The 12,985-nt window shown below is 72.5% G+C and carries 10 protein-coding genes; 7 read left to right on the forward strand and 3 right to left on the reverse strand.

Features of this window, described 5'->3' with window-relative positions:
* Positions 1–437 precede the first annotated feature (437 nt).
* The 6 genes from ACFOSY_RS24020 to ACFOSY_RS24045 all read left to right on the forward strand — a co-directional run bounded on the left by ACFOSY_RS24020 (position 438) and on the right by ACFOSY_RS24045 (position 8,650).
* Entirely contained in the window at positions 438–2,876 is a 2,439-nt protein-coding gene (locus ACFOSY_RS24020) for a bifunctional SulP family inorganic anion transporter/carbonic anhydrase (RefSeq protein WP_394310304.1), read from the forward strand.
* Positions 2,877–3,072: 196 nt separating this feature from the next.
* Positions 3,073–5,028 (forward strand): acetate--CoA ligase, encoded by a 1,956-nt coding sequence (acs, locus tag ACFOSY_RS24025; RefSeq protein ID WP_394310307.1) that lies wholly within the window; start codon positions 3,073–3,075, stop codon positions 5,026–5,028.
* A 388-nt stretch (positions 5,029–5,416) separates the two neighbouring features.
* On the forward strand, positions 5,417–6,844 hold the full coding sequence (gene nhaA / locus ACFOSY_RS24030; RefSeq protein ID WP_394310309.1) for a Na+/H+ antiporter NhaA: 1,428 nt from the start codon (positions 5,417–5,419) through the stop codon (positions 6,842–6,844).
* 85 nt (positions 6,845–6,929) lie between these two features.
* Positions 6,930–7,418: a phage holin family protein gene (locus tag ACFOSY_RS24035; RefSeq protein WP_394310311.1), complete on the forward strand. Its 489-nt coding sequence runs from the start codon at positions 6,930–6,932 to the stop codon at positions 7,416–7,418.
* Positions 7,415–8,365, forward strand: a complete 951-nt coding sequence (locus ACFOSY_RS24040) for an alpha/beta fold hydrolase (protein ID WP_394310313.1) — start codon at positions 7,415–7,417, stop codon at positions 8,363–8,365. Before ACFOSY_RS24035 ends, ACFOSY_RS24040 begins: the two co-directional genes overlap by 4 nt.
* A 102-nt stretch (positions 8,366–8,467) precedes the next feature.
* Positions 8,468–8,650, forward strand: a complete 183-nt coding sequence (locus ACFOSY_RS24045) for a hypothetical protein (protein WP_078492825.1) — start codon at positions 8,468–8,470, stop codon at positions 8,648–8,650.
* A gap of 156 nt (positions 8,651–8,806) precedes the next feature.
* Here ACFOSY_RS24045 and ACFOSY_RS24050 read toward each other — a convergent pair whose 3' ends face one another.
* The 3 genes from ACFOSY_RS24050 to nth form a co-directional block, all read right to left on the reverse strand.
* Entirely contained in the window at positions 8,807–10,006 is a 1,200-nt protein-coding gene (locus tag ACFOSY_RS24050) for a MarP family serine protease (RefSeq protein WP_394310316.1), read from the reverse strand.
* Between the two features lie 45 nt (positions 10,007–10,051).
* Complete coding sequence (locus ACFOSY_RS24055; RefSeq protein ID WP_394310318.1) at positions 10,052–10,747, reverse strand: NUDIX hydrolase; 696 nt, start codon at positions 10,745–10,747, stop codon at positions 10,052–10,054.
* Between the two features lie 91 nt (positions 10,748–10,838).
* Entirely contained in the window at positions 10,839–11,963 is a 1,125-nt protein-coding gene (gene nth / locus ACFOSY_RS24060; protein WP_394310394.1) for an endonuclease III, read from the reverse strand.
* A 276-nt stretch (positions 11,964–12,239) separates the two neighbouring features.
* Here nth and ACFOSY_RS24065 point away from each other — a divergent pair, with 276 nt between their 5' ends.
* Entirely contained in the window at positions 12,240–12,914 is a 675-nt protein-coding gene (locus ACFOSY_RS24065; RefSeq protein WP_006132548.1) for a Crp/Fnr family transcriptional regulator, read from the forward strand.
* The last annotated feature ends 71 nt before the right edge of the window (positions 12,915–12,985 follow it).

Here is a 12,985-nt window from a genome sequence, read left to right on the forward strand (position 1 = left end):
CTTCTCTCGGGCCGAGCTCGATGAGGCGTTGTGCGGCACTGCGCCGGTCCACGCCGACCGCGCCGTCAACGTCGCACGGAGGGAAGAAATGAATTAATACGACAAGCCGATGAAATGGCCACTTCACCCTTCGGGGTGATGCTTGCCGCCATTTGCCCGGAAAGTCTATGCCGGGCCTTTACTCTCAATTACGATCTGTTTACCGAGAGTTGCTTCGCGCTCACGGTTCCGCTCTGTGTTCGTCCCAGCGTTCGTCCCGCCGTTCACCTCAGCGTTCGTCTCGCCGTTCACCTCAGAGTTCGTCCCGCCGTTCACCTCAGCGTTCGTCCCACCGTTGATCCCGCCGTTCTGGGGCCGTGCCCCACGGCCGCGACCGCTCCCCCGGAGCGGGCCCCCACCGTCACGCGACCGCGCAGACCCGAAGGAGACGGGAGTCCATGTCAGCCTGCGTTCCCGCCGGCGCCGCCGAATCGGCGCACATCGAGCGAGCCCACCCCCCGCACAGCCCGCCGCACGGCCGCCGCCCGCGCTTCCGCGTCGCGGGCGCCGATCTGTCGGCCGCCGTCGCGGTCTTCCTCATCGCCCTCCCCCTGTCCCTCGGCATCGCGCTCGCCACCGGCGCGCCCCTCCAGGCCGGCCTGGTCGCCGCGGCGGTGGGCGGGCTCGTCGCCGGACGGCTCGGCGGCTCCCCGCTCCAGGTGAGCGGCCCGGCGGCGGGGCTCACGGTCGTCACCGCCGACCTCATCCACCAGTACGGCTGGCGGGCCACCTGCGCCGTCACCGTCCTGGCCGGCCTGGTCCAGCTGGGGCTCGGCTGTCTGCGCGTGGCGCGCGGCGCCCTCGCCGTGAGTCCCGCGATCGTGCACGGCATGCTCGCCGGCATCGGCGTCACCATCGCCGTCGCCCAGGCGCACATCGTCCTCGGGGGCGAGCCGCAGAGCTCCGTGCCCGACAACCTCCAGGCTCTGCCTGCCCAGTTGGCGCGTCTCGACCCCGCCGCCCTCGCGGTGAGCGTGCTGACCCTGGCCGCCCTGCTGCTCTGGCCCCGGCTGCCCGGCCGCGCCGGACGCCTGCTGCGGCGGGTGCCGGCCGCCCTCGTCGCCGTCGCCGGCGCCACCGCGGTCGCCGCGGCGGCCGGGCTGGTGCTGCCCGTCGTGGACCTGCCGTCGTGGCGCAGCCACGCGCTGGCGGGACTGCCCGACGGCCCGGTGCTCGGTCTCGCCGCGGCCGTGCTGACCACGGCGCTGGTGTGCAGCGTGCAGTCGCTGCTCGGCGCGGTGGCCGTGGACAAGCTGGCGTCCGCCAGGCCCGGCGCGGGGCATGTCGTCCGCTCCGACCTGGACCGGGAACTGCTCGGTCAGGGCGCGGCCAACGTCGTCTCCGGCGCCCTCGGCGGTCTGCCGGTGGCCGGCGTCGCCGTCCGCAGCACGGCGAACGTCCACGCGGGCGCCGTCAGCCGGAACTCCACGATGGTCCACGGCGTGCTGGTGGTGGCGGCCGCGCTGCTCCTGGTCCCGCTGCTGGAGCTGATCCCGCTCGCCTCGCTCGCCACCCTGGTCATGGCGGTCGGTCTCCGGATGGTGTCCCTGCACCACATCCGCACGGTGACGCGCCATCGCGAGGTCCTGGTCTACGCCGTCACCGCCCTCGGGGTGATCTGCCTCGGGGTGCTGGAGGGTGTGGTGCTCGGCATCGCCGTGGCCGTGGGCGTGGCCCTGCACCGGCTCACCCGGACCCGGATCACCCACGAGGAGGAGGGCGGCGTTCATCACGTGCACGTGCGCGGGCAGTTGACGTTCCTCGCGGTGCCGCGGCTCAGCCGCGCGTTGCATCTGGTGCCTCAAGGCGCCGACGCGGTGGTGGCGTTGGACGGGTCCTTCATGGACCACGCGGCATACGAGACGCTTCAGGACTGGCAGAGCACGCACACCGCGCGCGGCGGCACCGTGGAGATCACCGGCCGGCGCACCGGCGTGCGGATCGCCGAACCCGGAGACCTCGCCTCCGGGCACGCTCCCGGCGGGGAGGCCGGAACCACGGGCGACTGCCGCTGCCGCCCCTGGACGGCCTGGCGCAACCACCAGTGCGACCGGCCCTCCCCCGTCCCGGACACCGAGGCCCTCCCGGACGAGGCCGCCGGGAGCGTCGAGACGGACCCGCGGACCGGCACAACCCCAGACGCTCCGGCCCGCGGACGCACCCCGGGCGGCACCCAACTGGTGCGCGGGCTCAGCACGTTCCAGCGCAGGACGGCGCCCCTGGTGCGCGGCGAGCTGGCCCGGCTGGCGCGTGAGGGCCAGCGGCCGTCCCAGCTGTTCCTGACCTGCGCCGACTCCCGCGTGGTCACCTCGATGATCACCTCCAGCGGTCCCGGAGACCTGTTCGTGGTGCGCAACGTCGGCAATCTCGTGCCGCCGCCCGGCGCGGAGAGCGGCGACGACTCGGTGGCGGCCGCGATCGAGTACGCCGTCGACGTGCTGGCGGTGCGGTCGATCACGGTGTGCGGCCACTCGGGATGCGGCGCCATGCAGGCCCTGCTCGACTCCCGCCCCGCCTCCCCCGCCGCCACACCGCTGGGGCGCTGGCTCCGGCACGGCAGGCCGAGCCTCGAACGGCTGCGCGACACCGGTACGCCCGCGCCCCGGCTGGCCGGGCGGGCCCCCGCGGACGACGTCGAGCAGCTCTGCCTGACCAACGTCGTGCAGCAGCTGGAGCATCTGCGCGCCCACGAGTCGGTCGCCCGCGCGATGAAGAAGGGACGGCTCGAACTGCACGGGGTGTACTTCCACGTGGGTGAGGCCCAGGCGTATCTGCTCGCCGAACGGGAGGAGGACAGGGTGTTCGACCGGGTACGCGACGTGGATCTGGCGGTGTGACGGACGCCCGGGTGTGAGAGGCGTTACACCTCTTGAACCGGGTTGCCCCCCGTCCCGTGGGAAGGGGTGTCGGGCAGCCGCACGACAGAGCCCCGACAGGTCTAAACCAATTTCCCGTCGACCCTTGTCAGCGCACCCCCGGGTCTGATGAGCTGTGGCCTGGGACACAACGGACACCCTGGGAAAGGCAGATGCCGTGAGCAATGAAAGCCTGGCCAACCTCCTGAAGGAGGAGCGACGCTTCGCACCCCCCGCCGACCTGGCCGCGAACGCCAACGTCACCGCGGAGGCGTATGAACAGGCCAAGGCTGACAGGCTCGGCTTCTGGGCCGAGCAGGCCCGCCGGCTGACCTGGGCCAAGGAGCCCACCGAGACCCTCGACTGGTCGAACCCGCCGTTCGCCAAGTGGTTCCAGGACGGCGAGCTCAACGTCGCCTACAACTGCGTCGACCGGCACGTGGAGGCCGGGCTCGGCGACCGGGTCGCGATCCACTTCGAGGGCGAGCCGGGCGACAGCCGCTCCATCACCTACGCCCAGCTCAAGGACGAGGTGTCCAGGGCCGCCAACGCCCTGCTGGAGCTCGGGGTCCGCAAGGGCGACCGGGTCGCCGTCTACATGCCGATGATCCCGGAGACCGCCGTCGCGATGCTGGCCTGCGCCCGCATCGGCGCCGCGCACTCGGTCGTCTTCGGCGGCTTCTCGGCGGACGCGCTCGCCACCCGCATCCAGGACGCCGACGCGCGGGTCGTCATCACCGCCGACGGCGGCTACCGGCGCGGCAAGCCCTCCGCCCTGAAGCCGGCCGTGGACGAGGCCGTCACCCGGGTGGACAACGTGGAGCACGTCCTCGTCGTCCGCCGCACCGGCCAGGACGTCGCCTGGACCGAGGGCCGCGACGTGTGGTGGCACGACGTGGTCGACCGGCAGAGCAGCGAGCACACCCCGGAGGCGTTCGGCGCCGAGCACCCGCTGTTCATCCTCTACACCTCGGGCACCACGGGTAAGCCGAAGGGCATCCTGCACACCTCCGGCGGCTATCTGACCCAGACGTCGTACACGCACTGGGCGGTGTTCGACCTCAAGCCGGAGACGGACGTGTACTGGTGCACGGCCGACGTCGGCTGGGTCACCGGGCACTCGTACATCGTCTACGGGCCGCTGGCCAACGGCGCCACCCAGGTCATGTACGAGGGCACGCCGGACACGCCCCACCAGGGCCGCTTCTGGGAGATCGTGCAGAAGTACGGCGTGACGATCCTCTACACGGCGCCCACCGCGATCCGGACGTTCATGAAGTGGGGCGACGACATCCCCGCCAAGTTCGACCTGTCGTCGCTGCGCGTGCTCGGTTCCGTCGGCGAGCCGATCAACCCCGAGGCGTGGATCTGGTACCGCAAGAACATCGGCGCGGACCGCACCCCGGTCGTCGACACCTGGTGGCAGACCGAGACCGGCGGCATCATGATCTCCCCGCTGCCGGGCGTGACCTCCGCCAAGCCGGGCTCCGCCCAGACCCCGCTGCCGGGCATCTCCGCCACGGTCGTGGACGACGAGGCGAACGAGGTGGGCAACGGAGGCGGCGGCTACCTGGTGCTGACCGAGCCGTGGCCGTCGATGCTGCGCACCATCTGGGGCGACGACCAGCGGTTCCTCGACACCTACTGGTCGCGCTTCGAGGGCAAGTACTTCGCCGGTGACGGCGCGAAGAAGGACGACGACGGCGACATCTGGCTGCTCGGCCGGGTGGACGACGTGATGCTGGTGTCCGGCCACAACATCTCCACCACGGAGGTCGAGTCCGCGCTGGTCTCCCACCCGTCGGTCGCCGAGGCGGCCGTGGTGGGCGCGGCGGACGAGACCACCGGCCAGGCGATCGTCGCCTTCGTCATCCTGCGGGGCACGGCGGCCGAGAGCGAGGACCTCGTCGGCGAGCTGCGCAACCACGTGGGCACCACGCTGGGCCCGATCGCCAAGCCGAAGCGAATCCTGCCGGTGGCCGAGCTGCCGAAGACCCGCTCCGGCAAGATCATGCGCCGTCTCCTGCGGGACGTCGCGGAGAACCGCCAGCTCGGGGACGTCACCACGCTGACGGACTCCACGGTCATGGACCTCATCCAGGCGAAGCTGCCGGCGGCGCCGAGCGAGGACTGACCGGGCGCCTGGCCGCACGCGGGCGGGATCGGACGAGCCCCAGTCCGATTCCGCCCGCCCGGCCGGGTGCGTCGCCGCCCGTGCCCCCGCTCGTGGGGACACGGGCGGTTCCCGTCCCCGGGGGCCCCGCCTCGCCCGCCGGACCCGCCGCGCACCCCGCCTCGCCGCGGGGCGTCCCATCTCGTCCGCCCGACGACCGCCCCGCCCGACGACCGCCCCGCGCAGCGATCCGCAGCGGTCCGCGGCGGTCCGCGCGGCCCCCGTCGATGCCGCTGGTGCGCCCCGTACGCACGTTGGCTACCCTCGACACCAACAAGCTGTCTCATGGCGCGCCGGGAAGTCTGGTCGGCACACGATTCGTGCTGCCCGACCACCGGAGGAAACGCCCGTGACCGCCCCCGCCCCCCGCAAGGCCTTCGGCCGGCTCTCGCTGCCCGAGCGGAACTTCGTCGCGAACGCGCTGCGCACCGAGACCGTCGGGGGCGTCCTGCTGCTGCTCGCCGCCGTCGCCGCCCTGGTGTGGGCGAACATACCCGCGCTGCACGACAGCTACGAGAGCGTCAGCCACTGGCACATCGGCCCCGCGTCGCTCGGGCTGAACCTGTCCGTGGCGCACTGGGCGGCCGACGGCCTGCTCGCCGTCTTCTTCTTCGTCGCCGGCATCGAACTCAAGCGGGAACTGGTCGCCGGTGACCTGCGCGACCCCAAGGCGGCCGCGCTCCCCGTCGCCGCCGCGCTGTGCGGCATGATCGCCCCCGCCGTCGTCTACACGCTCACCAGCGGAGCGGGCGGCGGTTCCCTCGCCGGCTGGGCCGTGCCCACGGCCACGGACATCGCGTTCGCGCTGGCCGTGCTCGCCGTCATCGGCACGTCGCTGCCCAGCGCGCTGCGCGCCTTCCTGCTCACCCTCGCGGTCGTGGACGACCTGTTCGCGATCCTGATCATCGCGCTGTTCTTCACCGACGGACTGAACTTCGCGGCGCTCGGCGGCGCGGTCGCGGGCCTGGTGGTCTTCTGGCTGCTGCTGCGCAGGCGGGTGCGCGGCTGGTACGTGTACGTGCCGCTGGCCGTGGTGATCTGGGGGCTGATGTACAACAGCGGCATCCACGCCACCATCGCGGGCGTCGCGATGGGTCTGATGCTGCGCTGCCACCGGGAGGAGGGCGAGGAGCACTCCCTGGGCGAGCGCATCGAGCACCGCGTCCGGCCCCTGTCGGCGGGTCTCGCGGTCCCGCTGTTCGCGCTGTTCAGCGCCGGTGTCGCGGTCTCCGGTGACGCGCTCGCGAAGGTGTTCACGCAGCCCGAGACGCTCGGCGTCGTCCTCGGTCTGGTGGCCGGCAAGACGCTCGGCGTCTTCGGCGGCACCTGGCTGACGTCCCGTTTCACGCGCGCCTCGCTCAGCGACGACCTGGAGTGGGCGGACGTGTTCGCGGTGGCCACGCTCGCCGGCATCGGCTTCACCGTGTCGCTGCTCATCGGGGAGCTGGCGTTCGAGGACGACGCGGCGTTGACGGACAGCGTGAAGGCGGCCGTCCTGGCCGGCTCGCTGATCGCGACCGCCCTGGCGACCGTGCTGCTGAAGATCAGGAACGCCCGGTACCGCAGGCTGGCCGACGAGGAGGAGCGGGACGAGGACCAGGACGGCGTCCCGGACGTCTACGAGCAGGACGACCCGGAGTACCACCTGCGCATGGCCCGCATCCTCGAGAAGAAGGCCGCCGAGCACCGGCGGCTCGCCCGCGAGAAGGCCGCCGCACGAGACGCGCTTGCACAAGTGCCGGGCGGGGCAGGCGATCGGCACGACGGTCCGGCATGATCTGACGAGACGGTACAAAAGACGGGATCGTCCCGCGCAGGCACGACGGACGTACGCGAGGCGTACGGAGAAGAGGGAGACCGCGATGAGCGCACCCGACGGCAGCCCGGTCGGCGCCGAACGCAGCATCGGCCAGCTGTTCGCCACGGCGACGGCGGAGATGTCGGCGCTGGTGCACGACGAGATCGCGCTGGCGAAGGCGCAGCTCAGGCAGGACGTGAAGCGGGGCGCGACGAGCGGCGGCGCGTTCATGGCGGCGGGCGTGCTGCTGCTGTTCTCCCTGCCGATGCTGAACTTCGCGCTCGCCTACGGCATCCGCACCTGGAGCGGCTGGAACATGGCGGTGTGCTTCCTGCTGTCGTTCGCGGCGAACTGCCTCGTCGCCGGCGTCCTCGCGCTGATCGGCATCACCTTCGCCAAGAAGGCCAAGAAGGGCCGCGGCCCGCAGAAGGTCGCCGCCTCGGTGAAGGAGACGGCCGGCGTCCTGCAGAAGGCCAAGCCGCATCCGCGTCCGGCCCTTCCCGAGCACCGTGGCCCCGAGGCCGTCGAGGCTGTGGCACGCTCGTCCTCATGACGGACCCCGCCACTCCTCCGGCGCAGCCTCCCTCGGTCGTACGCCTGGACCTCCCGGACGCCCCCGGACTCGTCCACCGTGACGTCGCCGCCAACGGCGCCCGCTTCCACATCGCGGAGCTGGGCGACGGCCCGCTGGTGCTGCTGCTGCACGGCTTCCCGCAGTTCTGGTGGACCTGGCGGCACCAGCTGACCGCGCTCGCCGACGCCGGGTTCCGGGCCGTCGCCATGGACCTGCGGGGCGTCGGCGGCAGCGACCGCACCCCGCGCGGCTACGACCCGGCCAACCTCGCCCTCGACATCACCGGCGTCGTCCGCTCCCTGGGCGAGCCGGACGCCGCGTTGGTCGGCCACGACCTGGGCGGTTACCTCGCCTGGACGGCCGCGGCGATGCGCCCCAAGCTCGTACGGCGGCTCGCGGTGTCCTCGATGCCGCACCCGAGGCGCTGGCGCTCCTCGATGCTCGCCGACGCCCGGCAGACGGCCGCCCAGTCGCACATCTGGGGTTTCCAGCGGCCCTGGATCCCGGAACGGCAGCTGACCGCGGACGACGGGGCGATGGTGGCGCGGCTCATCACGGAGTGGTCCGGGCCGCAGCCGCCCGACGAGAAGACCCTGGAGACCTACCGGCGCGCCATGTGCATCCCGTCCACGGCGCACTGCTCGATCGAGCCGTACCGGTGGATGGTGCGGTCGCTGGCGCGCCCGGACGGCATCCAGTTCAACCGCAGGATGAAGCGCCCGGTGCGGGTGCCGACGCTGCATCTGCACGGCTCGCTGGACCCGGTGGTGCGCACGCGCAGCGCCGCGGGATCGGGGCAGTACGTCGAAGCGCCGTACCGCTGGCGGCTGTTCGACGGACTGGGGCACTTCCCGCACGAGGAGGACCCGGTCACCTTCTCGACCGAGCTGATCAACTGGCTGAAGGATCCCGAGCCGGACCGGTAAGGCGTGAACGCTTGTCCTGCGAACGCCAATTGCCTGGCGCATAGGCCAATTGGCGGCCCCTCAGGCGGTTATCGACCTTGGGGCAGGGGCACACGTCCGGGTATGGGCTGGACGCACGACTACAGTGACGCAAGCCGCAATCGCCGCTCGGCGAGCGGTGTGGGCTCCCACCAGCGAGGCGGTGCACCACAGATGGCAGCTACGGATCTCAGGGTCGGCATCCCGCGCATTCTCCGCCGCCGCGCGCGCTGGGTGTCGGTCCGGCTGCGTCACCCACGCGGCTGACGGTCCGCCCGGGCGTCCCTGAGGGGCCCGCGACATCCGGCCGTCCCTGGCGACCCCGCGAGACATCCGGCCGTCCCTGGCGACCCCGCGAGACATCCGGCGTTCCTGACGTCCGGCCGTTCCTGACGAGCCGTCGGCATCCGGTCCGGTTCCCGCTCACAGCGCGCACTTGTCGCTGTCGACCTCCTGGGCGGCGCTGCGGCCCCGGGCGATGTCCTCGCGGATCTCGTCCACGGTGAGCGCGTATCCCGTCTCGGCGTCGTCCAGCGACTTCGCGAAGATGACGCCGTAGACCTCGCCCTTCGGGGTGAGGAGCGGACCGCCGGAGTTGCCCTGACGGACCGTCGCGAACAGCGAGTACACGTCGCGGCGCACCGTGCCCCGGTGGTAGATGTCGGGGCCGTTGGCCGTGATGCGCCCGCGCAGCCGCGCCGCGCGGACGTCGTACGCGCCGTTCTCCGGGAAGCCGGCGACGATCGCGCTGTCCCCGCTGCTCGCGTCCTCCGTGGCGAACCGCAGCACGGGCGCGTCCAGGTCGGGCACGTCGAGCACGGCGATGTCGCGCTTCCAGTCGTAGAGGACGACCGTGGCGTCGTACCGGCGGCCCTCGCCGCCTATCTGCACGACGGGCTCGTCGACGCCGCCCACCACATGGGCGTTGGTCATGACGCGCCGGTCGTCGAAGACGAAGCCGGTGCCCTCCAGGACCTTGCCGCAGCTCGTCGCCGTGCCCGTCACCTTGACGATGGAGCGCTGCGCGCGGGCGGCGACGGGGCTGCCCGCGAGCGCCGGGTCCGGCGGACGGACGTCCGTGATGGGCTCGTTGGCGAACGGGCTGAAGACCTGCGGGAAGCCGTTCTGCGCGAGGACGGAGGAGAAGTCGGCGAACCAGATGTCGGCCTGGTCCGGCAGCGCCCGGGACACGCCGAGCAGCACCTTGGAGCCGCGCACCTCCTTGCCGAGCGTCGGCAGCGTCGTCCCGGCGAGGGCGGAGCCGATCAGCCAGGCGACCAGCAGCATCGCGACGACGTTGACGAGGGCGCCGCCGGTGGCGTCCAGCGCCCGGGCCGGGGACCAGGTGATGTAGCGGCGCAGCTTGTTGCCCAGATGGGTGGTCAGGGCCTGGCCGACCGAGGCGCACACTATGACGACCACCACCGCCACGACGGCCGCGGTGGTGCCCACCTCGGAGTCGTCGGTGAGCGCGTCCCAGATGACGGGCAGTGTGTAGACGGCGACCAGACCGCCGCCGAGGAAGCCGATCACCGACAGGATGCCGACGACGAAGCCCTGTCGGAAGCCGACCACGGCGAACCACACGGCTGCCACCAGCAGCAGGATGTCCAGCACGTTCACCGATTCAAGCCTCGCCTCGTCCTACGCAGCACGGCGCCCACCCTGTCACGCCCGCCAGTCCAGCGGGACCTGCTTCTCCCGATCCCAGGGGCGCTCCCAGCCCGCGAAGTGCAGCAACCGGTCGATGACCCCCGCGGTGAACCCCCACACGAGGGCCGACTCGACCGTGAACGCGGGTCCGCGGAAGCCGCTGGGGTGGATCGCGGTGGCACGGTTGTCCGGGTGGGTGAGGTCGGCCACGGGCACGGTGAACACCCGCGCCGTCTCGTTCGGGTCGACGACGCCGACCGGGCTGGGCGCACGCCACCAGCCGAGCACCGGCGTGACGACGAACTCGCTGACGGGGATGTAGAGCGCCGGCAGCACGCCGAAGAGCTGCACACCGGACGGGTCGAGTCCGGTCTCCTCCTCGGCCTCGCGCAGCGCCGCGCGCAGCGGACCGTCGCCCTGCGGGTCGCCGTCCCCGGGGTCGAGGGCGCCGCCCGGGAAGGACGGCTGCCCGGCGTGCGAGCGCAGCGAACTGGCCCGCTCCATGAGCAGCAGCTCGGGCCCGCGCTCGCCCTCGCCGAAGAGAATGAGGACGGCCGACTGCCGTCCCGAGCCGTCCCGCGGCGGCAGGAAGCGGCTGAGCTGCGTGGGCCGGACCGTCTCGGCGGCGCGGACCACCGGGTCCAGCCACTGGGGCAGCCCGTCCCTGCTCAGGGACACCGGACCCCCTTGCGTCCCGCTCGCCCGCGTCATGCCCACCCCCGTCGTCCGGCCCCGTCCCACGGGTCCAACGCGCGGCGGTCCCGAGATCGTTCCGCGGCGCGCAGGGGCGCCCCGCCTGCCCTCATCCGGCCCCCAGAGGCGGGGCCGCCCTGCCGCCGGCGTCCAGATACGCCTGCGGCGGCTTCAGCCGCTGGCCCGGTTGGCCGGCCTTCTCGTACTTCAGCAGCTTCTTCGCCTTCTCCGGGTCCGTCTCGCCCTCGCCGTAGGCCGGGCAGAGCGGGGCGATCGGGCAGGCGCCGCAGGCGGGCTTGCGGGCGTGGCAGATGCGGCGGCCGTGCCAGATGACGTGGTGGGACAGGTCGGTCCAGTCGCTCTTCGGGAACAGCGCGCCGACCGCCGCCTCGATCTTGTCCGGGTCGGTCTCGTCGGTCCACTTCCAGCGGCGCACCAGGCGCTGGAAGTGGGTGTCGACGGTGATGCCGGGGCGCCCGAAGGCGTTGCCGAGCACGACGAACGCGGTCTTGCGGCCGACGCCGGGCAGCTTGACCAGGTCCTCCAGCCGCCCCGGCACCTCCCCGCCGAACTGCTCCACCAGCGCCTTCGACAGCCCGATGACCGACTTGGTCTTGGCGCGGAAGAAGCCGGTGGGGCGGAGGATCTCCTCCACCTCTTCCGGGCTGGCGGCCGCCAGGTCCTCGGGGGCGGGGTACTTCGCGAACAGCGCGGGGGTCGTCTGGTTGACGCGCAGGTCGGTGGTCTGGGCCGACAGCACGGTGGCGACGACGAGTTGGAAGGGGTTGTCGAAGTCCAGCTCGGGGTGGGCGTACGGGTACACCTCGGCGAGCTCGCGGTTGATCCGGCGCGCCCGGCGCACCAGCGCGGTACGGGACTCGCCCCGCGGATGCGCGGCCACCGTCTTCGCCGGGGCGGCCGGGACGGAGGCGGTCGCCTTCTTGGGGGCGACGAGCTGCTTCTTGGGGGCGGGGGCCTTCTTGAGGGGGGCGGGCTTCTTGGCGGCGGCCTTCTGGGCGGCGGGCGCCTTCTTGGAAGGGGCGGCCTTCTTCGCCGGGGCGGAGGCGCCCTTCCTCGCCGGGGCGGCTTTCTTCCCCGTGGCGGCCTTGCTCGCCGGGGCAGCCCTCTTCCCGGAAGCGGAGGCGGCCTCCCTGGCCGCGGCAGGCGCCCCGGCGGCAGCCGTCTTCGCGGCTTTCGCCGTCTTCCTACCGCCATCGGAGCCCTGTTCGCCCACAGCGGAATCGCGTTCTGCACTCACCCGCGCAGCCCCCTCGGCCTGTGCTCTCACCGGCGATTTGGACACCCGGCCAGCCTACGACCCGGTACGGACATCCGCCCCGGCCCCAGAGGATCGGCGTCCAATTGGACCCCTGCCGCATACCCGGGCCGACCTGTGCGGCATCCTTGTGACAGATCACACTGTTTGCACGGTCCGGCAAAATGGGAACCACGGTCCCCTGGCACGCAGGGGAACCAAGATCCCCTGAGCAGGTCGAAGAGGAGAGAACTCGTGGACGACGTTCTGCGGCGGAACCCGCTTTTCGCGGCGCTCGATGACGAGCAGGCCGCGGAGCTTCGCGCCTCCATGAGTGAGGTGACCCTGGCACGGGGCGACTCACTGTTCCACGAGGGCGACCCGGGCGACCGCCTGTACGTGGTCACCGAGGGCAAGGTGAAGCTGCACCGCACCTCCCCCGACGGCCGCGAGAACATGCTGGCCGTGGTCGGCCCCGGCGAGCTGATCGGTGAGCTGTCCCTCTTCGACCCGGGTCCGCGCACCGCGACCGCCACGGCGCTCACCGAGGTGAAGCTGCTGGGCCTGGGCCACGGCGACCTGACCCCTTGGCTGAGCGCCCGCCCCGAGGTGGCCACGGCGCTGCTGCGCGCCGTCGCCCGCCGGCTGCGCAAGACCAACGACGCCATGTCCGACCTGGTCTTCTCCGACGTCCCGGGCCGTGTCGCGCGCGCCCTGCTGGACCTCTCCCGCCGCTTCGGCGTGCAGTCGGAGGAGGGCATCCACGTGGTGCACGACCTCACGCAGGAGGAGCTGGCCCAGCTGGTCGGCGCGTCCCGCGAGACGGTCAACAAGGCCCTGGCGGACTTCGCCCAGCGCGGCTGGCTGCGGCTGGAGGCACGTGCGGTGATCCTGCTGGACGTGGAGCGGCTCGCCAAGCGCTCCCGCTGACGCGTTCCCACAAACCTTCCGCGCCCCTACGGCCCCCGGCCGTGGGGGCGCGGCCGTGCCGTGCCGTGTCG

This window comes from Streptomyces lusitanus (assembly GCF_042647945.1).
GTDB classification, from domain to species: Bacteria; Actinomycetota; Actinomycetes; order Streptomycetales; family Streptomycetaceae; genus Streptomyces; species Streptomyces pseudogriseolus.

Bases quoted from the DNA above. Each gene is read 5' to 3' on its own strand.
- ACFOSY_RS24020 (WP_394310304.1), top strand. From the start codon at position 438: ATGTCAGCCTGCGTTCCCGCCGGCGCCGCCGAATCGGCGCACATCGAG.
- ACFOSY_RS24035 (WP_394310311.1), top strand. From the start codon at position 6,930: ATGAGCGCACCCGACGGCAGCCCGGTCGGCGCCGAACGCAGCATCGGC.
- ACFOSY_RS24040 (WP_394310313.1), top strand. From the start codon at position 7,415: ATGACGGACCCCGCCACTCCTCCGGCGCAGCCTCCCTCGGTCGTACGC.
- ACFOSY_RS24045 (WP_078492825.1), top strand. From the start codon at position 8,468: ATGGGCTGGACGCACGACTACAGTGACGCAAGCCGCAATCGCCGCTCG.
- ACFOSY_RS24055 (WP_394310318.1), bottom strand. From the start codon at position 10,747: ATGACGCGGGCGAGCGGGACGCAAGGGGGTCCGGTGTCCCTGAGCAGG.